Annotated in this window: 19 protein-coding genes and 1 pseudogene; 13 read left to right on the top strand and 7 right to left on the bottom strand. The window is 60.1% G+C overall.

Annotated features, from left to right (window positions below; genetic code table 11):
* The first annotated feature begins 129 nt into the window (after positions 1-129).
* From MUN81_RS12655 to MUN81_RS12645, 3 genes are all read left to right on the top strand, one after another.
* Entirely contained in the window at positions 130-1,866 is a 1,737-nt protein-coding gene (locus tag MUN81_RS12655; protein ID WP_245110882.1) for a L,D-transpeptidase family protein, read from the top strand.
* Between the two features lie 145 nt (positions 1,867-2,011).
* A complete protein-coding gene (locus MUN81_RS12650; protein ID WP_245110880.1) occupies positions 2,012-2,827 on the top strand; it encodes a helix-turn-helix transcriptional regulator in 816 nt (271 codons plus the stop codon).
* Positions 2,828-3,800: 973 nt separating this feature from the next.
* Complete coding sequence (locus MUN81_RS12645; protein WP_245110878.1) at positions 3,801-3,977, top strand: hypothetical protein; 177 nt, start codon at positions 3,801-3,803, stop codon at positions 3,975-3,977.
* A 132-nt stretch (positions 3,978-4,109) separates the two neighbouring features.
* On the opposite strand, the gene MUN81_RS12640 is transcribed toward MUN81_RS12645, so the two are convergent.
* Positions 4,110-4,598 (bottom strand): hypothetical protein, encoded by a 489-nt coding sequence (locus MUN81_RS12640; RefSeq protein WP_245110876.1) that lies wholly within the window; start codon positions 4,596-4,598, stop codon positions 4,110-4,112.
* A 130-nt stretch (positions 4,599-4,728) separates the two neighbouring features.
* On the bottom strand, positions 4,729-6,240 hold the full coding sequence (locus MUN81_RS12635) for a DEAD/DEAH box helicase (protein ID WP_245110875.1): 1,512 nt from the start codon (positions 6,238-6,240) through the stop codon (positions 4,729-4,731).
* A gap of 319 nt (positions 6,241-6,559) precedes the next feature.
* Between MUN81_RS12635 and MUN81_RS12630 the strand changes: the two genes are divergently transcribed.
* Complete coding sequence (locus tag MUN81_RS12630; protein WP_245110873.1) at positions 6,560-7,078, top strand: NUDIX hydrolase; 519 nt, start codon at positions 6,560-6,562, stop codon at positions 7,076-7,078.
* 102 nt (positions 7,079-7,180) lie between these two features.
* Here MUN81_RS12630 and MUN81_RS12625 read toward each other — a convergent pair whose 3' ends face one another.
* Positions 7,181-7,774: a hypothetical protein gene (locus tag MUN81_RS12625; protein ID WP_245110871.1), complete on the bottom strand. Its 594-nt coding sequence runs from the start codon at positions 7,772-7,774 to the stop codon at positions 7,181-7,183.
* Positions 7,775-8,012: 238 nt separating this feature from the next.
* Between MUN81_RS12625 and MUN81_RS12620 the strand changes: the two genes are divergently transcribed.
* The 4 genes from MUN81_RS12620 (at position 8,013) to MUN81_RS12605 (ending at position 11,789) form a co-directional block, all read left to right on the top strand.
* On the top strand, positions 8,013-8,249 hold the full coding sequence (locus tag MUN81_RS12620; RefSeq protein ID WP_245110869.1) for a hypothetical protein: 237 nt from the start codon (positions 8,013-8,015) through the stop codon (positions 8,247-8,249).
* A gap of 23 nt (positions 8,250-8,272) precedes the next feature.
* On the top strand, positions 8,273-9,163 hold the full coding sequence (locus MUN81_RS12615; protein ID WP_245110868.1) for a UDP-2,3-diacylglucosamine diphosphatase: 891 nt from the start codon (positions 8,273-8,275) through the stop codon (positions 9,161-9,163).
* A gap of 81 nt (positions 9,164-9,244) precedes the next feature.
* The gene (locus MUN81_RS12610; protein WP_245110867.1) at positions 9,245-10,294 is read left to right on the top strand and encodes a glycosyltransferase family protein; all 1,050 of its coding nucleotides are present in this window, start codon (positions 9,245-9,247) and stop codon (positions 10,292-10,294) included.
* A 34-nt stretch (positions 10,295-10,328) separates the two neighbouring features.
* The gene (locus tag MUN81_RS12605) at positions 10,329-11,789 is read left to right on the top strand and encodes a GH1 family beta-glucosidase (RefSeq protein ID WP_245110865.1); all 1,461 of its coding nucleotides are present in this window, start codon (positions 10,329-10,331) and stop codon (positions 11,787-11,789) included.
* A 32-nt stretch (positions 11,790-11,821) separates the two neighbouring features.
* Here MUN81_RS12605 and MUN81_RS12600 read toward each other — a convergent pair whose 3' ends face one another.
* Complete coding sequence (locus MUN81_RS12600) at positions 11,822-12,460, bottom strand: hypothetical protein (RefSeq protein ID WP_245110864.1); 639 nt, start codon at positions 12,458-12,460, stop codon at positions 11,822-11,824.
* 140 nt (positions 12,461-12,600) lie between these two features.
* On the opposite strand from MUN81_RS12600, the pseudogene MUN81_RS12595 reads away from it, so the two are divergent.
* Both MUN81_RS12595 and MUN81_RS12590 read left to right on the top strand, forming a co-directional pair.
* Positions 12,601-13,341: pseudogene (locus MUN81_RS12595) on the top strand (3' terminal RNA ribose 2'-O-methyltransferase Hen1); the annotation flags it as partial.
* 227 nt (positions 13,342-13,568) lie between these two features.
* Positions 13,569-14,144, top strand: coding sequence for a methyltransferase (locus MUN81_RS12590; RefSeq protein ID WP_245110862.1), 576 nt, complete (start codon positions 13,569-13,571; stop codon positions 14,142-14,144).
* Here the strand turns inward: MUN81_RS12590 and MUN81_RS12585 are convergent.
* Positions 14,121-14,735, bottom strand: a complete 615-nt coding sequence (locus tag MUN81_RS12585) for a hypothetical protein (protein ID WP_245110860.1) — start codon at positions 14,733-14,735, stop codon at positions 14,121-14,123. The genes MUN81_RS12590 and MUN81_RS12585 overlap by 24 nt on opposite strands.
* A 27-nt stretch (positions 14,736-14,762) precedes the next feature.
* Here MUN81_RS12585 and MUN81_RS12580 point away from each other — a divergent pair, with 27 nt between their 5' ends.
* Positions 14,763-15,662, top strand: coding sequence for an AAA family ATPase (locus tag MUN81_RS12580; RefSeq protein WP_245110858.1), 900 nt, complete (start codon positions 14,763-14,765; stop codon positions 15,660-15,662).
* Complete coding sequence (locus tag MUN81_RS12575; protein WP_245110856.1) at positions 15,620-17,560, top strand: polynucleotide kinase-phosphatase; 1,941 nt, start codon at positions 15,620-15,622, stop codon at positions 17,558-17,560. The genes MUN81_RS12580 and MUN81_RS12575 overlap by 43 nt, the downstream gene beginning before the upstream one ends.
* Before the next feature lie 3 nt (positions 17,561-17,563).
* On the opposite strand, the gene MUN81_RS12570 is transcribed toward MUN81_RS12575, so the two are convergent.
* Both MUN81_RS12570 and MUN81_RS12565 read right to left on the bottom strand, forming a co-directional pair.
* Entirely contained in the window at positions 17,564-18,712 is a 1,149-nt protein-coding gene (locus tag MUN81_RS12570; RefSeq protein WP_245110855.1) for a HEPN domain-containing protein, read from the bottom strand.
* Between the two features lie 195 nt (positions 18,713-18,907).
* Complete coding sequence (locus MUN81_RS12565; protein ID WP_245110853.1) at positions 18,908-19,507, bottom strand: TMEM175 family protein; 600 nt, start codon at positions 19,505-19,507, stop codon at positions 18,908-18,910.
* 165 nt (positions 19,508-19,672) lie between these two features.
* Between MUN81_RS12565 and MUN81_RS12560 the strand changes: the two genes are divergently transcribed.
* Positions 19,673-20,644, top strand: a complete 972-nt coding sequence (locus MUN81_RS12560; RefSeq protein WP_348533176.1) for a TIGR01777 family oxidoreductase — start codon at positions 19,673-19,675, stop codon at positions 20,642-20,644.
* The last annotated feature ends 121 nt before the right edge of the window (positions 20,645-20,765 follow it).

Below are 20,765 nucleotides of genomic sequence, written 5' to 3'. Positions count from 1 at the left end.
CCACAGTGTAATTTGCAGCCGAACGGCCAGCGGCCCTTCCCGACGCAACTTACCCTCCAGCTTGGCAGTACAACCGCCGGCTTCGGGCCGTTGCCCGGGGCAGATGTTTCGCTTGCTTCAATTTTCTCAATGTCTTTCTTTCTTCGATTTTCTTCGCTGCTCTGGGTGCTGTTCGCGGCAGTCATTGGCGGCTTCACCCTGCAAGCCTGCGGCTCCGACAACAACCAGTCGGAGTCAGCCAGTGGGAACAGCGCGGCTGTCCGCGAGCTGGGTCCCCAGCCCCTCATCGACAGCACCTACGTCATCAGCACATTCCGGGCCGAGCCCCAGTTTAAGGCCTACCTGTTGCAAGCCCGGCGCTTTTACCGGGAGCATCAGTTTCGGCTGGCATGGTTCAAAGACCACCAACCCGTTCCTCAGGTTCAGACTTTGCAAAATATTATTGCTAAAGCCTCGGATGAGGGATTAGACCCTAAAGATTATAAGGTTAAGGATGTTAGGCCTCTATTGGCAAAGCTGGAACAGGTGCGCGCCGACTCGACCAAGCGCACGGCACTGGAGCGCGAAATTGACGTGTTGCTGACCGGAATCTATATGAAGTGGGCATCGGACTATTACCGCGGCGTGGCCAATCCGCGCGATTTGAAGAGCACCACCTGGCAGGTGAAGCCCAATAAAATCAAGCTCAACAAAGCCCTGCTCACCTTTCTGGGTGAGCGGAAAAGCCGCTATAACTATTACGAGTTTGCCCCGCTACACCCCGAGTACGACCAGCTGAAAAAGGCGCTGGCCATTTACCGCGCTCAGGAGCGGGCGGGGGGCTGGCCCTCGCTGCCGGCCAGCCTCAAGCTCAAGCCGGGGCAGTCGTCGCCGGCCGTGGCGGCTCTGCGCAAGCGCTTGCTCAACAGCGAAGGCGGCGAAGCCGCCAGCACACCCCCGGCCGATTCGACGCGGGTGGGAGCGGCCCCGGCCGCCTACACCTATGACCCCGAGCTGGTGGCCGCCGTGAAGAAATTCCAGCAGGATGCCGGCCTAAAGCCCGACGGCGTGGTGGGCGGCGAAACCCTGCGCCAGCTCAACGTGCCCATTGGCGCGCGCATCGACCAGCTTATCCTGAACATGGAGCGTTGGCGCTGGCTGCCCAAGCGCTTCGAGCCAGACTACCTGTTGGTGAACATTCCGGAGTATACGCTGCACGTGGTGGAGGACAACAAGGAGGCTTTTTCGATGCCCGTCATCGTGGGCAAAGTCCTGCACGAAACCCCCATATTCAGCGACAAAATGGAATATGTGGTGCTCGCACCTTACTGGAACGTGCCCTTCAGCATCATTCAGAACGAGATGCGCGGCAAGCTCGTGGCCGACCCCGTAGGCACCCTCAACCGCCTCGATATGGAGGTGGTGAAAGGCTTCGGCCGCAAGGCCAAAGTCATCGACCCGACCTCCGTGGACTGGGCCAACGTGACGCAGCAGACCTTCAAATACACGTTGCGCCGCCGCCCCGGGCCCGACAATGACCTCGGCGATGTCAAGTTTATTTTCCCCAACTCGAACGACATCTACCTGCACGACACCCCGCATGATGCCCTGTTTTCGCAGTCGGCCCGCAGCTTCAGTCACGGCTGCGTGCGGGTTAAGGAGCCTATCAAACTGGCCACCTACCTGCTGCGCAACAAGCCCGGCTGGGACCAGCAAACCATCCTCGACACCATTGCCGTGCGCCGTGAGAAATACGTTCCGCTAAAGGAAAAGCTTCCCGTATACTTGGTCTACTTCACGGCCTGGGCCGATGCCGCCGGGCACCCGCACTTCCGCGACGACATCTATGGTCACGACAAAACCCTCGCGAAGGAGTTCTTCGACTAAACTGAGCGTTTGCCTACTGCGCGCCAAGCACTCAGTTGGACTGCCTCCGACCCGAAGTATAGGAGGTTCCGCTTGTAAAGAAGCCCATCAGCAATTATGCTGATGGGCTTCTTTATTTAAATACAATTGTTAATTAATGGTGCCGATGGCAGTGGTGATTCACCGCGGACAAGAAGCTGCCCTTTGTGAAACAAAAGTAAATCAATCTCCTTTAGATGACACTTTTGTAAACAATGAAATAGTAGGATGGAGTAGCAAGAACAAATTATCAGTACTTACATTTGTTATTAATTGCTTTGTTTCTGTAATGGTTGAACGTATCAGGACGTTGCTGGAAGTCCGTCAGCTAACTCCCACCCAGTTTGCCGATGCCATTGGCGTTGCCCGGCCTATTGTTAGTCACATCCTGTCGGGCCGCAATAAGCCCAGTCTGGAAGTGGTACAGCGAATTTTGACGGCGATGCCTGACCTTTCGATGCCCTGGCTGCTCATTGGCACCGGGGCCATGCTGGCCGCTACCACTTCGGCACCAACGCCCCAGCCGATGGTGGCCCCCACGCAGGTCAGCGCCCCTCAGGCACCCGCACCGGCCCCTCCTAAGCATTCAGAGCCGACGCAGGTAGTTGCACAAGAGCCAGACCCTGAGGTTATTAGCATTCATAAACCCGAAACGGGTCCCGCGCTGCCACGCCAGGCACCTAAGCCCCCGGTGGAAGCGCCGATGCCGAAGCGTTTTGCACCGGCGCAAAAGTCGGCTATTGCTCCCGTAGCAGCTACTTCTGACGAGCCTGCCAATAGTGCCGCTCCGGTCCCGGTTGCCGCTCCCGCTGCGCTTCCTGAGCCTGCTGAGCCCTCGGGCCCCGGCATGGCAACTCAACTGCTGGCCAACTCTGAAAAACCTATTCGGCGAATTGTGATTTTTTACCGGGACGGCTCATTTGCCGACTACCAACCGGAGTAGCCCGCTGTCATCCGGCTGGTCACTCACGTCCCAACTTCAGCATAGCCCGCTTTGGCAACTGTTGCGTACGCAATGGGTGTTAGAGCGGGCTTTTATCTGTAAGCGTCGAGGGGTTCATTGTGGCTTCAACTGGCATGCCAATCACCTTCTTTCGGCTACCAACAGGCCTCTCATCCTAGGTTGAATAACGTACTCCTGTCGCACCTATGTGGTGTCTTTTGGCTTGCCATTCCATTTCTGAAGTAGTGTGTATGTTGCGCAGCGCTGCCTGCGGGGAATGCAACTTGTCAGTAATGAAAAACCGAGCTTATGGGACGTTCATTATCCGACAAATAAGATGGTAGAAACCCCTGATAATTGGAATATTGATGTTCTCACCTTGCTAAATAGAGTGGGTGCTTTTTGAGTGCTTAAATAACAGGCTTTTTAAATGTCATAAAATACTTGTTTTCAAAGAGATTAACATTGCTAATAAAACCAAAGAATAAATTGATTTGGATACCTTTTTGGCGTGTTCGATACTATATGGTTTGCAGGGTTTGCTAACACGAAATCGAGCATGGTATAGGTTTGCCTGTAGCACTGCAACTAATCTGTGTGCTAATTGTATTGACAGGCCTGTTCCGGGGTTAAGTTCAAAATCAGGTGAGCGGCCCGAATTGGGTGGTGCTAATCGATTGAGCGGTGCCTGTACGGTAAAAGCAGATTTTGGAGGTCTGCGCACACGCTGTGTTGCTGTTGCTGCCAGGGCTTTATCAAGGAGCAAAGCCGACGGTTGAAAAGGGCTGTAATGAAAGAGCTTTCACAGGCCGGGAGAGGAGGCGTTGTCAAATGTAAACCTGCCTATGGTGCGTTGGCACGGTAGGTAATTGGCGTGAGCAAAGAGGGGCTCAATGCTAGGAGCACCACAAACCCGGGCGAGTGTGGGCAGACCGGGGTTGGCCATTTGGCGGCGCTGGGCTACCTTCGCAGCATGAAACTGACCCGCACGAATCTTTGGTTGGCCGCAGTGGCGGCTTTGTCCCTGACGGCCTCTTGCTCTCAGGCCCCCGATGCTGAAAAAGACCCCATGGCCGATGCCGCCTACAAGCGCGAGCACCGGGCTGAAGGCTATCGCGAGGCCCAGCGTTCCAACGTCACCCGTCAATAATTCCTCGCCAGATGTTCGCGCCCGCGGATAGACTGGTTCAGTTATGAAATGAAAAGCCCCCGTCAAGAAATTGACGGGGGCTTTTTGCGTGAAGGATAGTGTCGGCTGCCGGGCTTGGTGGCCGAGCGGCAGTTACTGGGCAACTGCCAGTACCGACGTGGGAACGGGCGCAACGTTGAAATCGGGCAGGCTGATGCCGGCCAACAGGTCGCGTTCCAGCAAGTCGGCCCAGGTGCGCAGGTAGAGCACCACGTCGTCGCGCTGGTTGTGGCGCAAGGCGTCGCGGCGCTCAAACGGGATGGCGGCCCGAATGGTAGGGTCGGAAATACGTTCGAGGTGGGTGAGGTCCCGGCGCGAAAAGCCGAGGGCCAGCATCTCGTCGATGGTCTGGTCGATGGGCAGGCCGCTGGTAGGGCAGTAGTCGATGAGCTGGCGCTCCCAGTCGCCATAGCGCTGCATGGCACGGGCATGGATTTCGGCTTTGGTCAAGCGCGTAACGGTTTGGGCAAGGTGCCCGCAGTTGCAGCTGCCCATGTGGCCCCATTGGTAGGGCGCCTGGGTAGCGAGGCGGTGAGCGGTGTTGCGCAGAGCTTGGATAACAGGAAGCGTGGGCTGAGCCATATCGAGCAGAAATTAGTTACCAACGAAGCAAGTAATCAGCCTAAAAAGCAACAGGCCCCGGAAAAGGTTTTCCGGGACCTGTTGCTTATGAAGTGCTAAGGCTGCGCGCCGCAGTGGCCGCAGGCAATGCTTAGAACGAGCCGCGGCGCGAACCACCAGCTTCGCCGCGCCGACGACCGCCGAGGTCGCCGCCCTCGCGGTTGCCGCCCACGTTCACGCGGGCCCCGCCACTGCCGAAGCGGCGCGCAGTGTCCGACTGGCCCTGGCCGCCAGAAGCCGCCGGGCGGTTACGCTCGCCGCCGTCTGAACGGCCGCCGGCGTTGCGCTCCCCGCTGGGCCGGGCATTGCCCTGGCCGCCGCTGGCACGGCCACCACCTTGGCCACCCGAACGGCCGCCGTTGCCGCCCTCGCGGGGGCCTGAGCGGGGCGGGCGACCGGCCGGGCCTTTAGGCCGGATGATGCGCTCGTTGCCGTGTAGCATCACGGGCTTGATGCGGCCCGATACAAACGGATGCTCGGCCTCCACGTCAATCTGGCGGTTGATGAGCTTCTGGATGTCTTGCAGGTAGGCGCGCTCCTCGTCTTCCACAAACGAGAAAGCGGTGCCAAACGCCCCGGCCCGGCCCGTCCGGCCAATGCGGTGAACGTAGGTTTCGGGCTCGTTCGGGATTTCGTAGTTGATGACGTGGGTCAGCTCGTCAACGTCGATGCCGCGGGCGGCAATGTCGGTGGCCACGAGCACGCGGGTACTGCCGGCTTTGAAGTTGGACAGCGCGCGCTGGCGGTGGTTCTGGCTTTTGTTGCCGTGAATGGCTTCGGCCGGAATCTGATTGGCCGCCAGGGTTTTCACCACTTTATCGGCGCCATGCTTGGTGCGGGTAAAGACCAGCACGCGCTTGATGTCCTTATCCTGCAGAATGTGGCGCAGCAGGCCGGGCTTGTCGTTATTTTCCACCAGATACACCGATTGCGTCACCGTGTCGGCGGTGCTGCTCACGGGCGTCACGGCCACGCGCACGGGGTTGGGGCGCAGGATGGTGGCGGCAAGCTCCTGAATCTGGCCGGGCATGGTGGCCGAGAAAAAAAGCGTCTGGCGGCGGGTGGGCAGTTTGGGCAGGATGCGCTTGATGTCGTTGATGAAGCCCATGTCGAGCATGCGGTCGGCTTCGTCGAGCACGAACACCTCAATCTGGCGCAGGTCCACAAAGCCCTGGTTCATGAGGTCGAGCAGGCGGCCGGGCGTGGCAATAAGCACTTCCACGCCGCGCTTGAGGGCCTGCACCTGCGGATTCTGGCCCACGCCGCCGAAAATGACGGTGTGGCGAATCTGGCTCAGGTGGCGGCCGTAGGCGCCAAAGCTTTCGTTGATTTGGATGGCCAGCTCGCGGGTGGGCGTGAGCACCAGGCAGCGAATGGCGCGGGGGGCGTGGCGCTCGAGCTGGGCCGTGCGGTGCAGCACCTGCAGAATGGGCACCGTGAAGGCTGCGGTTTTGCCGGTGCCGGTTTGGGCCACGCCGAGCAGGTCTTTGCCTTCGAGCACGTGCGGGATGGCTTGCTCCTGAATGGGCGTGGGGGTGGTGTAGCCTTCTTCTTTGAGGGCTTTGAGAATGGGGTCAATCAGATTTAACTCGTCAAACGTCATGTAAGGGGTAAGTAGGGAATACCGGGCGCTGCATAGCAGCTGCCGCGGTAAGATGGTGGCAGGCAATGGCCTGCGCAATGAGTGGTCGAGCCTGCGCCGTAGCATAGGCGGGCATGGCCACGCCGGCAAGGGCCGGGCGTGGGGAGGGTGGGCGGCTCGTCGGAGGCCGACCGATTCCCAAGATGAAGTGGAATTGGGGTGAGGTGCGCTTACTTCGCGGAGACAGCCGAGGCGCGGGGCTTTGCCCGGCGCCGCCGGGCAGCGGGCTGCTCCGACGGCGGCCCTGGTGACAACAAAGGTACAACACTTAAATCCGAACATGCAGATTATCGACCGCACCCGCGTTTTCAACGGCCATTATAAAATCGACCAGCTCCTGGTGCAGCACGACGGCCACGAGCTGAAGCGCGAGCAGTTTGTGCCGGGCAAAGCCGTGGCGGCGCTGGTGTATGACACGGCCCGCCAGGTGTATGTGCTCACGCGCCAGTTTCGCATCGGACCCGAGGCCGAGCTGCTGGAAATTGCCGCCGGCATGATAGACCGCGGCGAAGCGCCGGAAACTGCCGTGCGCCGCGAGATACACGAAGAGCTGGGCTACGAAATCGACAAGCTGGAGGAAATCGTGTGCATCTGGCCCTCGCCGGGCATGAGCTCGGAGGAAATCACCGTGTATTACGCCGAAGTGAGCCACAAATCCGGCGACGGCGGCGGGCTGGCCGAAGAACACGAAAGCATTGAGCTGGTGGATTTCTCCTTTGAAGCGCTGGTGGCCGAACCACTGCGCGACGCCAAAACGGTGATTGCCGTGCAATGGGTGCGCCTGCGGCAGCGGGCCTGAGCCAATTGCGCCGATAAATTTTGACAAGTCCTGACGCAAAGGGGCGGCCCCGCGCTCGCGGAGGCCGCCCCCATGTTGTTGCGCCAAAAAATAGTGGCGGGCCTACTGGGCCTTGGGCAAGGTCAGAATGTAGTCGAAGGTCTGGTAAAGCTTGGCGTCACGGATACTCACGGTGAGCTCCTGAGGCTCCATTTTGGGGAAGGGGATGAGGCGCTGGCCCTGGTAGAGGTCGCGGCCCATGAAGCGGCCGCCGCCGGGCGCCAGGGTTTGGGCCAGCACTTCCTTGCCGTCTTTGTTGGTGATGGTGAGCGTGAGGTTGGCCAATTCCACGCCTTTAGGGCCCTGGCGGTGCACGGTGACCAGCAGCACGCCACCGGGCGGAATGGCGGCCACGCGGCGCTGGTAAGTGGTATCGGCCCAGTCCTTGAGCTTACGCAGAGCTTCCACTTCGGTGAGCAGGTCGGTATAGGAGCGGTAGCCCAGGCGGGTGAAGGAGCCGTCAACGTCCTGTTCTTCGTCGGTGTTTTTGGTGACGTTCTGCACGTAGGGCGACACGGCGTCTTTTTGCGCGAAGGTGTAGCGCTTACGGCCCTTGGCGGCCTTGCCGGTGGGTTGGGCATGGGCAGCCCCGGCGGCAAAAAAACTAACAGCCAGCAGTGCCAGCAGGTGGCGGCAGAAACGGGAAAAGGTGGGCATAATTGGGGGAATGCAATTGGAAAGCAACAAATGAAAATTATGGGCGACGCCGGGAGAATGGCTGACCAATATTAACACTTTGCGACGCGAACACCCGCCATACCGTGCGCAGGCGGCGGTTGGCGCCGCGTGGCAGGGCGAAGCTGGTGACGGAAGTATAACCCCGGCGTAATCAAGCCTTCACAGCCGGGGCAGAACTTTGAGCGCAGAATTTAACCACCATAACCGACTTTCTGCCATGCACTTTCCGGCCTTGGTTCTGGGGCTGCGCCGCTTGGGGCGCTGGCTCGTGTACGAGTTGTTTCGAGTGGCGCTGTGGCTGGCGTTTGGCTTGCGCACGCTGGCCAGCCTGCGCTCGGCGCTGGGCGGCGGGGGCGAGTGGGGCGCGGCCCGCCGCGGCCCCGCCATCCGGCCGCGCCGCACGGGGGGCGGCCATACCCGCCCGGGACGTTTGGCCCAGTCCGCGGCCGCATGAGCAAGCACCCTTCACTACTGACAGTGCCTGGCGCTCCGGCCAGCCCCAAGCCCCGGCGCAAGCGCCGCGTGCAGGTGGCCGTGATTAGCGACGTGCACCTAGGCACCTACGGCTGCCACGCCACCGAACTGCTGCGCTACCTCAAAAGCATTCGGCCGCAGGTGCTGGTGCTCAACGGCGATATTGTGGACATCTGGCAATTCAGCAAAAACTACTGGCCGCCGGCCCACATGCGCGTAGTGCGCTACTTGGCCGGCCTGGCTGCCAAAGGCACCGCCATTCACTACCTCACCGGCAACCACGACGAGCTGCTGCGCAAATTTGCCGGCCTCCGGCTGGGCCAGTTTCGGCTCGATAACAAGCTGGTGCTCGACCTGCCGCACGGCCGCACCTGGCTGTTTCACGGCGACGTGTTCGACCTGACCATGCGCCACTCGCGCTGGCTGGCCCGGCTGGGCGGGCACGGCTACGACCTGCTGATTCTGATAAACCGCTTCGTGAACTACGGCCTGGCCCGCCTGGGCCGGCCCCGCGTGGCCCTGAGCAAGCGGGTGAAGGAGCGGGTGAAAACCGCCGTGGCGGCCGTTAGCAACTTCGAGGCCACCGCGGCCGCCATTGCCGCCGACGAAGGGTACCGCTACGTGGCCTGCGGCCACATTCACCAACCCGAGATAAAGGCCTTGCCCACTGAAAAAGGGGAGGTGGTGTACCTGAATTCCGGCGACTGGGTGGAAAACCTCACGGCGCTGGAATACACAGCCGAGGCCGGCTGGCAGCTATATTACTATAACGACGACCCCCGCATGCAACAAGCCCCCGAAGCCGATGCTACCGATGCCGCCGAGGAACTCGCCGACGCCAACCCGGCGCAGCTATTGGAAGGACTGCTTGCGGAGTTCAACATCAAAGTCTGAAGAATGAAGGCAGCTTCGGCACGCCTTTCTGCGGTCTGTGCGCAGTCAGATGGTGTTTTAGGAGACAACACAACAAACGACATGCCCCGCATTCTATACGCCATTCAGGGCACCGGCAACGGGCACCTGGCCCGCGCCCTCGACGTGGTGCCCCTGTTGCAGGCCCGCTGCGAGCAGGTCGACGTGCTGGTGAGCGGCCCGCCGGCCGACCTGCCGCTGCCCTTCGCCGTGAAGCACCGGGCGCAGGGCATGGGCTTTTTGTTTGGCAAAAAGGGTGGCATCAACTTCGTAAAAACCTTCTGGCAGTTCAATTCGGCCACGTTTCTGCGTGAGGTGCGCCAGCTGCCGGTAGAACAGTACGACTTGGTCATCAGCGACTTCGAGCCGGTGAGCAGCTGGGCCTGCAAGCTGCGCGAGGTGCCCTGCGTGGCCCTGAGCCACCAGAGCGTGGTGTTGCACCCCAAGGCCCCGCGCCCCCGCGGCGAAGACCCGGCGGGCCGCGCCGTGCTGCGGCACTATGCCCCGAGTACGGCCCAGTACGGCTTTCATTTTCAGGCGTATGCGCCCGAAATCTCCACGCCGGTTATTCGGCAGCAGGTACGCGAACTGCGCGCCGTGAACGACGGCCACTACACCGTGTATCTGCCGGCTTACGAGGAAAAGCTGCTGGTGGAGCGCCTGCAGTACTTGAGCCGCAGCACCCGCTGGGAGGTGTTCAGCAAACACAGCACAGCGGCCGCCACTCACGGCAACGTGCAAGTGTGGCCGGTGAGCGGCCCGGCGTTTCTCGACAGCCTGGGCCGCTCGGCCGGGGTGCTGTGCGGCGCCGGCTTCGAAACGCCCGCCGAGGCTCTATATCTTGGTAAAAAGCTGTTGGTTATGCCCATGAAGCAGCAATATGAGCAGCAATGCAACGCCGCCGCACTGGCCCACATGGGCGTGCCCGTCATCAAAAGCCTGAAGGACAAGAACCTCGACAAAGTCGACCAGTGGCTGCACGAAGAGGGTACCATCGCCGTTGACTACCCCGACGGCACCGCAGCCGTATTAGACCGGCTGCTGCGCCAGCAGCTGCCCGATGCCAACGGCCGTGCCCCCGCCCGCCAGCGCGCCCGCGGCTTAGCGGTATAAGTATTCGTTCACCTGGTTTTATAGCACACAGTGCATGCTGCACCTCCCGCCTCGCTACGCTGAGCCGTTGCCGCCGGCTTTCTACCCGCCGTCGGCCCCGTTGCCTTTCTCACGCGCCGATTTCGGCACCGATTTTTCGTGGGGTGCCTCCGCCGCCGCCTACCAGACGGAAGGCGCCTGGCAACACCAGGGCAAAGGGCCCAGCATCTGGGACGATTTCACGCGCCGCAAAGGCGCCATTCGCCGCAACGAGCACGCCCGCGTGGCCACTGACTTTTATAATCGCTACGAAACCGACCTCGACCTGGCGCGCGGGCTCGGGCTCAGCGACTTTCGCTTTTCGGCGGCGTGGTCGCGGGTACTGCCGGCGGGCACCGGCGCCGTGAGCCGCCGCGGGCTCGACTTCTACGACCGGCTGGTGGATGCCTGCCTGGCCCGCGACCTGCGGCCCTGGCTCACGCTCTACCATTGGGACTTGCCCAGCGCCCTGCAGGCCCGCGGCGGCTGGGCCAACCGCGACGTGGTGGGCTGGTTTGCGGACTATGCCCAGCTCATGGGGCGCTGCCTGGGCGACCGGGTGGGGCATTGGGCCGTGCTCAATGAGCCCATGGTGTTTGTGGGTGCCGGGCATTTGTTGGGAATTCACGCGCCCGGCCGGCGGCATTTGGGGGCCTTTCTGGCAGCGGCCCACCACGCCACGTTGGCCCAGGCCGAAGGCGGCCGTGCTTTGCGAGCCGTGTTGCCCGAAGCAGCCCAAATCGGTACCACTTTCTCCTGCTCTTACCTCACGCCGCACCGCCCCGGCAATGCCTACGACGAAGCCGCCACCCGCCGCGCCGATGCCGTGCTGAACCGCTTTTTTGTGGAGCCCGCCCTCGGCCTGGGCTACCCGCTGGCCGAGCTGCCGGCCCTGCGCTGGCTGCTGGAACGCTACCACAAGCCGGGCGACGAACGGCGCATGGCCTTCGATTTCGACTTCTGGGGCATTCAGAACTACACCCGCGAGGTGGTGAAATTCTCGCCTTGGCTGCCCCTGCAATGGGCTGCCCTGGTACCCGCCAAGCAGCGCGGCGTGCCTTACACCGACATGGGCTGGGAGGTATATCCGGAGTCGGTTTACCAAATGTTAAAGCAATTCGGCGCTTACCCCAATGCCCCAAAGCTGCTCATAACCGAAAGTGGCTCAGCGTTCCCGGATGTGGCAACGGGAGGACGGGTGCACGATGAAGCGCGCCGCGCCTACCTGCAGGCCGCCATCGGCCAGGTGCTGCGGGCCCGACAGGAAGGGGTGAACGTAGCCGGCTATTTTGCCTGGAGCCTGACCGATAATTTCGAGTGGGCTGAGGGCTACGGCCCGCGCTTTGGCCTCATCCACGTCGACTACGAAACCCAGGAGCGCATCGTGAAAGATTCCGGGCGCTGGTACCGTGATTTCCTGAGCGGGGCAATGGTTGGAGCAGAACAGGTTCGGGAAGCTGCCTTGCGCCAGCAGTAAGACCCAGGCAAGCTTTCGCCTTGGTTCGCTGATTAAAGCGCCCGCAACATGTCGCGGCAGCTCATGAATTTTTCAATCACTCGCTCGGGGTGCTGTTCGTCAAATTCTTCGAAGCCCAGCACAAAAGAGGGGGAGGGCTGCACGAATTTGATGGCCTCATTCACCGCGTCGTGGTACCAGCCGAGGCGTTCACGGTCGCCCTCCGCGGCCGATATTTCAGCGTCCCAGCGCAGCGCAGCGGGGTCTTTGCGCACCAGGAAAGGCAGCACGAAGGGGATATATTGGCTGAAAATGGGGTTTTCAGCGTGAATGAGGCGGCTGTCGGGCCACACGTGGTAGGCCGAAAAAGAATCCGGGGGCGTCACCACAAACTTGGCCTGTTCCAGGGTCATTTCCCCAAACATTTCGACGCGGTTGGGCTGCGAATAGAACTGCGCATAGGCCGCGTACCACACCGACACCCCGGCCGGATTCACCAGCTGGTAGGGGTGGAAAGAGCTGGCAATGCTAAAGCCCCCGTGCGCCCCGATGACCAGGTTGTAGAGTTCGCCAAACTTGTCGAAGTCAGTCGATTGCTGGTAAGGATTATTGGTGAGGCCGTATAGATAGAAGCTGGCGAAATCGTTTAGAGTAGGCCCAGCTGGGCTGGCAGTGGAAGCGGAGTCAGACACGTGAGGCAGCTTTAAAAACAGAGGGATTGCAACAAGAAAATGCTTATTCAGTACGCAAACCTATTTCGGTTTGGCTGAAAAAGCCCTGTCCCGAGGGCAACAGTGCTACATTCGGCGCTTCGCAGCTTCTGTTTCGCCTCATGCTCCTCACCATCTCCACCACCTACCAGCCCGCCACCGACCTGGGCTACCTGCTGCACAAGAACCCCGCGCGCCTGCAAAGCCTCGAAGTAGCCGGCGGCCAGGCCCACATCTTCTACCCCGAAGCCACCGCCGAGCGCTGCACCGCCGCCCTGCTGCTCGACCTCGACCCCATCGGCCTGGTGCGCGGCCGGGGCGGCGCCTCCGGCGAAGGCTTCGCCCTGGAGCAGTACGTGAACGACCGGCCCTACGTGGCCTCGTCCTTCCTGAGCGCGGCCCTGAGCAAAGCCTTCGGCACGGCCATGAACGGCACCTGCAAAGACAAGCCCGACCTGCCCGCCCAAGCCCTGCCGCTGGCCGTGAAAGTGACCGTAGTATCCGCGCCCGGTCCCGACTGGCCGCGCCGCCTCTTCGAGCCGCTGGGCTACGAAGTCGAAATCGAAACCACTCCGCTCGACCCCACCCAGCCCGAATGGGGCGACAGCCGCTACTACACCCTGCACCTGCGCCACGCCGGCCTGCGCCTGCAAGACGTGCTGACGCACCTCTACGTCCTGCTCCCGGTGCTCGATAACGACAAGCACTACTACATCGGCGAGCACGAGGCCGAGAAGCTGCTGCACCGCGGCGTCGGCTGGCTGCCCCAGCACCCGGAGCGCGGCTTCATCACGCGCCGCTACCTGCGCTACCTGGCGGCGTATGTGAACCCGACGCTGGAGCGGCTGATGGAAGGGGAAGTTCAGGAGGACGCCTCACCCCCTGGCCCCCTCTCCGAAAGGAGAGGGGGCACCGGTTTTGCTTCAGGCGATGCCGGTCAGTCTCTAGATGAAAGTCGTCTGGCTCCCCCTCTCCCTTCGGAGAGGGGGCCGGGGGTGAGGCGCCCGCAAGCACGGACCCCAAAACTTCCCTCCACGACCAGCGCCTGCAGCAAGTCGCCCACGAAATCTACCAACTCGCCCCCAAGCGCGTGCTCGACCTGGGCTGCGGCGAAGGCAAGCTGCTGCGCCTGCTCCTGCGCCACCCCAAAATCGAGTACATTCTCGGCATGGACGTATCGCACCAGGCGCTGGCCCGCGCCGCCCAGCGTCTGCACCTCGACGAGATGCCCCCGCGCCAGCGCACCCGTATCGACCTCATCCAGGGCTCGTTGCTCTACCGCGACGAGCGCCTCGCCGGCTTCGACGCGGCGGCCCTGGTCGAAGTCATCGAGCACCTCGACCCGAACCGCCTCGCCGCCCTCGAAGCCGTGGTATTCGGCCAGGCCCGCCCGGCGCACGTCTTCGTCACTACCCCCAACGCCGATTACAACCAGCTTTTCGAAAAGCTAAACGCCGGCGAATTCCGCCACGACGACCACCGCTTCGAATGGTCCCGCGCCGAGTTTGCCGCCTGGGCCGCCGGCGTGGCTGAGCGGCACGGGTATCAGCTGCGGCTGGAGAGCATGGGGGAGGAGGTGGAAGGCGTGGGCGCGCCTTCGCAGATGGCGGTGTTTGGGCAACCCGAACCGGCTCTATCTCAATTAGCCAAAGCCGTTAACACCTAAATCCGTTAGGCGCTTCTGCGTAATGTTAGCGTTTATTCCCCAATAGTAACTTCCACCATCCATTACAAGGGTGTAATCAGAATCATAATTGATTCTGCTATCATTGAAATAGATATAATTATTGATTTTATCGATGATGTTATATCTGTTCCAGTGAAAATTAATGTGAATTATTTTGTCACCATTCTTATCTATAAAGCCAACATATTGCCTGAAATACTTTGGCAGATTCCTATGCAGAACTGGATTGCCAGCCTGCTGGTTTGGCCGAAGTTTGTTTATAGTCTTTAGTTGTTGACGCAATAAGTTCTCCGCAATTCCCACATCTTCCAGTGAAGGAGTGAATCTTTGAATTGAGTCAATATCAGATACAAATAAAAGTTGGAAAGGGTATTCCTTAGTAAATATGGTCCCTTTGAAATTAGACCCTTTTAATCCAATCAGAGTCTGATTTTTTGTTTGAACCACTTGAATAGATGGTTTTTGTTTAGATAGTTGAGTTCTGCAAGACGTAAAACTGATACACACCCAAAATAAAGCATTTACCAAATTTTTCATATTGCCAAGATGCCAAGCCATGTGAATTTTCACATGATGTTGCCTGAAATACCCTTTCCAATGCCCCAAGATACCCTCAAGGTCCCCGAACTCTCCCTTATCCTCCTCATTGGCAGCACGGGCGCGGGCAAGTCCACGTTTGCGCGGCGCTTGTTCAAGCCCACGGAAATCGTGTCGTCGGATGCCTGCCGGGGCCTAGTGGCCGACGATGAAAACGACCAATCGGCCAGCAAAGACGCTTTCGAGCTGCTGCACTACCTGGTGGCCAAGCGCCTGAAGCGCGGGCTGCTCACCGTGGTCGATGCCACCAACGTGCAAGAGGAAGGCCGCAAGCCCCTGGTGGCCCTGGCCCGCCAATACCACGTGCTGCCCGTGGCGATAGTGCTCGACGTGCCCGATGCCGTGGCCCAGGAGCGCAACGCCCAGCGCCCCGACCGCCGCCACCTGGGCCGGCACGTCATCGCCAGCCACCGCCAGCAGCTGCGCCGCAGCCTGCGCAACCTCAAACAGGAGGGCTTCCGGCACATCCACCACCTGCGCAACGTGGGCGAAATCGACGCCATCCAGTCCATCACCCGCGACCGCCTCTACAACAACCGCCAGGAGGAAACCGGCCCCTTCGACATCATCGGCGACGTGCACGGCTGCTACGAGGAGCTGCGCGCGCTGCTGGAGAAACTGGGGTATCAGATTACGGAAGAGCCGATTACGGACGTGCGGGATTTGAGCGTGCGGGTGGTGGCGCCGTTGGTCGTGCAGGCGGGCGCCTCACCCCCTGACCCCCTCTCCGAAAGGAGAGGGGACACCGGTCTTGCACCAGACGGAAATCGTCAGACTCCCCCTCTCCTTGGGGAGAGGGGGCCGGGGGTGAGGCGTCCTCTAGAACGACCCGCAAGGCCATCTTCCTCGGCGACCTCGTGGACCGCGGCCCCGCTTCCCCGCAGGTGCTGCGCCTCGTGATGAGCATGGTGCGCGACGGCAGCGCCCTCTGCGTGCCCGGCAACCACGACATCAAGCTCCTGCGCCACCTCAACGGCAAAAACGTCACCGTCAACCACGGCCTGGCCGAAACCCTGGCCCAGCTTGAACCCGAGCCCGAAGCCTTCAAAAGCGAAGTGCGGCGCTTCCTCGACGGCCTGGTGAGCCACTATGTGCTCGACGGCGGCAAGCTGGTCGTCGCCCACGCCGGCCTCACCGAGGAGATGCAGGGACGCGGCTCGGGGGCCGTGCGGGCCTTCGCGCTGTTTGGCGAAAGCACCGGCGAGATTGACGAATTCGGCCTGCCCGTGCGCTACGAATGGGCCCGCGAGTACCGGGGCCGCGCCATGGTCGCCTTCGGCCACACGCCCGTGCCCGAGGCCGAATGGCTCAACAACACCATCGACCTCGACACCGGCTGCGTGTTCGGCGGCCGCCTCACCGCCCTGCGCTACCCCGAGCGCGAGCTCGTGGCCGTGCCCGCCGCGCAGGTGTATTGCGAACCAGCCAGGCCGCTCAACTACCGCAGCCGTAGTACGACAAGTAGCGCGGACTCTGTAGTCCGCGACCCAGAACAATCCCCCGATTCGCGGAATACAGAGTCCGCACTACAGTCCGCCCAGCACGAGCAAGACGACCTGCTCGACATCCGCGACGTGACCGGCAAGCAGTTCATCGAAACCCGGCTCATGCGCGGCGTCACCATCCGCGAAGACAACGCCGTGGCCGCCCTGGAGGTGATGTCGAGCTTCGCCCTGCACCCCAAGTGGCTGCTGTACCTGCCGCCCACCATGTCGCCCACCGAAACCTCGGCCTTGCCCGACCTGCTCGAACACCCCGCCGAAGCCTTCGACTACTACAAACGCCTCGGCGTGGAGCGCGTGGTGTGCGAAGAAAAGCACATGGGCAGCCGCGTGGTCGTGGTACTGGGCCGCAACGAAGCCGCCATCCAGCGCCGCCTCGGCCTCGTGGGCGAGGGCATCGGCAAGGTATACACCCGCACCGGCCGCAACTTCTTCACCGACGCTGCCCTCGAAACTGCCTTCCTCGCCCGCCTGCGCGACGCCCTGAGCACGGCCGGTTTCTGGGAGAAATTCTACACCGACTGGGTCTGCCTCGATGCCGAGCTGCTGCCCTGGTCGGCCAAAGCCCAGGAACTGGTCAAAACCCAGTACGCCGCCGTGGCCGCCGCCGCCCTCGCCGCCCTGCCCCAGGTCGAAGCCGCCCTCACCGAAGCCGCCGCCCGCCAGCTCGACGGCGCCGAAGCCCTGCTGGCCCGCACAACAGCCCGCCACCAGGCCGCCGCCCACTACGCCGACGCCTACCGCCGCTACTGCTGGCCCGTCCATTCGCTGGATGACCTCAAACTGGCCCCCTTCCATTTATTAGCCACCGAAGGCAAGACCTACTTCGACCGCGACCACGCCTGGCACATGGAAACCCTGCGCACCCTCGCCCTGGCCGACCCCAGCCTGCTCCGCGCCACGCCTTACCGCGTCGTCCCCCTCACCAACCCCGCCGAAGTCGAAGCCGCCATCCAGTGGTGGACCGACCTCACCGCCGCCGGGGGCGAGGGCATGGTGGTGAAGCCCTACGACTTCATCCCCCAGGGCAAAGGCGGCCTGCTCCAGCCCGCCCTCAAGTGCCGGGGCCGCGAGTACCTGCGCATCATCTACGGCCCCGACTACTTGCTGCCCGGCCACCTCGACCGCCTCCGCCAGCGCAACGTGAAAGCCAAGCGCAACCTCGCCCTGCGCGAGTTCGCCCTCGGCGTCGAGGGCCTCGAACGCTTCGTGGCCGGCCAGCCCCTGTGCCGCGTGCACCAGTGCGTCTTCGGTGTGCTCGCGCTGGAAAGCGAGGCGGTGGACCCGCGGTTGTAGAAATTATTGATGATTAGGTAAAGACCCTAAAAGGCCTTTAATCAATCCAATACACCACTTCAGTGTAGGGTAAATCATTCTAATATCATTCTCACTTGCATTGTAATGGAGATTGTGAACTATGTCATTGCGCAGATTCCTAAGATGGTCAAACTTCATTACAAAACTTGAATCTATGAGGCCTCGTTCAAAAAGGACTTTCATGAAAATTCTTGGATTATGGCCTTTTTTCAGTAGCAAGCTTTCATCACTCCCATCAAGTTTAGCTACAAGTGAAACGAGAAGATATTCAAGAAGCTTCCAGTCATTAATGAAATCTTCGTAGTAGGAGTTGGAACTAATAGCAAAGCTCTCAGCTAGTTCTTCTTGGTCTTCATCCGATACTTTCACCTCGTCCATTTTGTCCAATGCAGTTTGCAACTTTGGCTTTAGCTCACCGAAATATCTCAGCACATCGTCATAATCTTTCTTATTTAAGAAGTTGTTATGCGCAACTTTGCATCGTAAATCATAGAGCTTTCTCCATCTTTTTTCTAAATAGTCCCATTCGAACTCTACTATACTAGAGAAGTACCTATCCCAGTTGTTTGTTGGGATAAAAGATTTTAACTCGTCGAGATTAAGTTCTGATACATTGTTTGTGCCCTTAATGATATCGAGCAAGCCAGACACACTTGAAGTTTTTATTTTTCCAGATAGGAAATTGATTAGCTGTATAAAATCCGTTTGGTATAAATAATTGGCATCATTATTTGAAGAATTGCTCTTGACAGATGTCTTTACTTCCTCTGGTATATTCTTGTCAATCCAATTGCTTTCAAGTTTAGTGATAGAGAACTTTGTGAGAAATTTTCTCATAAGGTTCTCTATCTCGTGAATCATTGGATAGGCTTTTGTAGCATAGTAAAGACTAATATCGTCCCATAGTGAAACAGGTTGCTTTCCTGTGATTTTGAAGAATATGTCCCTGACTGATCTAAGAAACGTCGAATACTCTTCAATTTTATTTATCTCTTTGCATACGAATTTGGTGTGAAAGAACCGCTGTTCCTTGTCATTTACTTCACCAGTTTGTACCTCGTACGACAGAGTCAGGTCTTTAAATTTTATTACATTCCCTTTTTCAATCTTAATATCATCATTGGATGACAAAAGATTGTTGAATGATTTTACACTGTTGCAAAAGGAGTTCTTTGTTTCTATGAGAACAATGTATTCAACTCTTAAACTCTCCATCGATGATTTGTAGTAAATTGTTTTGGATTTGTTTTCAAGATACGTGTCAAATTAGCTTCAGCGCCCGCCATCGCTCCTGCATCTCCCGATAAGTCCGCGAAGCCGCCGCCGCTACCCAACGTGTTTTCCGTCAGCCTTATCCACCAGCGTGCGCTCAATGCGCTGGTCGGGGATGAGCCACATCAGCGCCACGGCCACGTAGATGCCGCCCGCCACCCACGGCTGCCAGAAGCTGGCCGCGATGCCCGCCACGTAGAGCGGCGGCGACGAGAGGCCCTTGTAGTCGCGCCCGACGGCGCGGGCCAGCGTCGAATTTGGCCCTTCGAGGGCGATAATGCGGCTCTGCAGAATCCAGTAGGCCACGCCGGACATGAGCAACATGATGCCATACACGGCCAGCGTGGCGGGGGCAAAGTGGTTTTCGCCCATCCAGCCCGTGGCGAAGGGCACCAGCGACAGCCAGAACAGCAGGTGCAGATTCGCCCACAGAATGCCGCCCGATACCCGGCTCGTGCTGGCCAGCATCATGTGGTGGTTGTTCCAATAGATGCCGATGTAGATAAAGCTCAGCAGGTAGCTGAGCGCCACCGGCAGCAGCGGACGTAGGGCCGCGAAATCGGCCCCGTGCGGCACCCTGATTTCCAGCACCATGATGGTGAGGATGATGGCCAGCACGCCATCGCTGAAAGCTTCGAGTCGTCCTTTGTGCATGGGTTAGGAAAAAAGGCTATATAAACGCGGTGGCTAAAGTAGCATTGGCGCACAGAGTGTTTCAGGATTGCCATACAGCAAAGCTCTAGAAAAAGTGAGTGCATGAAATAAATGTATCATAAGTTTCAATAATTATTGAAACTTATGATACATTTGCCTGGCCTGATGCAAGCGCGGCCGGAACGTCCTGGCGCGGCGCCAGCTACCGGGCCGCCGCATATGCCACAGCCGAAACTGGTGATTGCCGGAGGGAATGGTTTTTTGGGCCGTCATTTGGCCGAATATTTCCGGGAGCGGGGCTACCGGGTAGTCGTGCTGGGCCGGGGCTCGGCACACGGTTCTGACCACGTGCGCTGGGATGGCCGTACCCTCGGCGACTGGACCGCCGAGCTGGACGGGGCCGACGCCCTGATAAACCTCGCAGGCCGCATCGTGGACTGCCGCTATACGGCTGCCAACAAGCGCGAAATCATTGCCAGCCGCGTCGATAGCACGCATGTGCTAGGCGCGGCCGTGGCCGCCTGCACCGTGCCGCCGCGGGTGTGGCTCAATTCCTCCACCGCCACTATTTACGCCGACACCACCGGCGCGCACCTGGCCAATACCGAGGCAGCGGGCCGCATCGGCGAAGGCTTTTCGGTGGAAGTGGCGCGGGCCTGGGAAGCGGCGTTTGCGGCCTGTCCGGCGCCCGATACGCGCAAAGCGGCGCTGCGCACGGCCATTGTGCTGGGCCCCGATGGCGGCGCATTCCCGGTGATGGCGCGGCTGGCCCGGCGGGGGCTGGGCTCGCCGCAGGGCGATGGCCGGCAGTGGATGAGCTGGCTGCACATAGTTGACTTCTGCCGGGCCGTGGACTTCCTCCTGCACGAGCCCACGGCGGCCGGGGCCTTCAACCTGTGCGCCCCGCAGCCGCTCACCAACCGCGACTTCATGGCCCTGCTTTGCCGGGAGCTGCGGCCCTGGCTGCGCCTGCCCCAGCCGCGCTGGCTGCTCGAAATCGGCGCCTTCGTGCTGCGCACTGAAACCGAATTAATTCTGAAAAGCCGCAAAGTGTACCCGCAGCGGCTATTGGAGTTGGGCTTTCGGTTTGAATACCCTACCTGTGAGGCTGCGGTGGCCGATTTGCTAGCCTATTAAAATACAATGACTAGGCAAGCCGAAAAGAAAAACAGGAAGCACGTTTGGGGCATGTGGTTGGCCTTTGGCGGCGGAGTGCTCTGTATAAATCCCTATTTTCTATTCTTCACTTTTCCAATTG

Origin of the sequence: Hymenobacter sp. 5317J-9 (genome assembly GCF_022921075.1) — a bacterium.
GTDB lineage: Bacteria > Bacteroidota > Bacteroidia > Cytophagales > Hymenobacteraceae > Hymenobacter.
Note: the sequence above shows the minus strand (reverse complement) of the source record. Positions and strands in the feature narration are given on the sequence as shown.

Bases quoted from the DNA above. Each gene is read 5' to 3' on its own strand.
- MUN81_RS12645 (WP_245110878.1), top strand. From the start codon at position 3,801: ATGAAACTGACCCGCACGAATCTTTGGTTGGCCGCAGTGGCGGCTTTG.
- MUN81_RS12640 (WP_245110876.1), bottom strand. From the start codon at position 4,598: ATGGCTCAGCCCACGCTTCCTGTTATCCAAGCTCTGCGCAACACCGCT.
- MUN81_RS12650 (WP_245110880.1), top strand. From the start codon at position 2,012: ATGGCAGTGGTGATTCACCGCGGACAAGAAGCTGCCCTTTGTGAAACA.
- MUN81_RS12560 (WP_348533176.1), top strand. From the start codon at position 19,673: ATGCAAGCGCGGCCGGAACGTCCTGGCGCGGCGCCAGCTACCGGGCCG.
- MUN81_RS12605 (WP_245110865.1), top strand. From the start codon at position 10,329: ATGCTGCACCTCCCGCCTCGCTACGCTGAGCCGTTGCCGCCGGCTTTC.
- MUN81_RS12610 (WP_245110867.1), top strand. From the start codon at position 9,245: ATGCCCCGCATTCTATACGCCATTCAGGGCACCGGCAACGGGCACCTG.
- MUN81_RS12625 (WP_245110871.1), bottom strand. From the start codon at position 7,774: ATGCCCACCTTTTCCCGTTTCTGCCGCCACCTGCTGGCACTGCTGGCT.
- MUN81_RS12580 (WP_245110858.1), top strand. From the start codon at position 14,763: ATGCCCCAAGATACCCTCAAGGTCCCCGAACTCTCCCTTATCCTCCTC.
- MUN81_RS12655 (WP_245110882.1), top strand. From the start codon at position 130: ATGTCTTTCTTTCTTCGATTTTCTTCGCTGCTCTGGGTGCTGTTCGCG.
- MUN81_RS12630 (WP_245110873.1), top strand. From the start codon at position 6,560: ATGCAGATTATCGACCGCACCCGCGTTTTCAACGGCCATTATAAAATC.
- MUN81_RS12620 (WP_245110869.1), top strand. From the start codon at position 8,013: ATGCACTTTCCGGCCTTGGTTCTGGGGCTGCGCCGCTTGGGGCGCTGG.
- MUN81_RS12635 (WP_245110875.1), bottom strand. From the start codon at position 6,240: ATGACGTTTGACGAGTTAAATCTGATTGACCCCATTCTCAAAGCCCTC.
- MUN81_RS12565 (WP_245110853.1), bottom strand. From the start codon at position 19,507: ATGCACAAAGGACGACTCGAAGCTTTCAGCGATGGCGTGCTGGCCATC.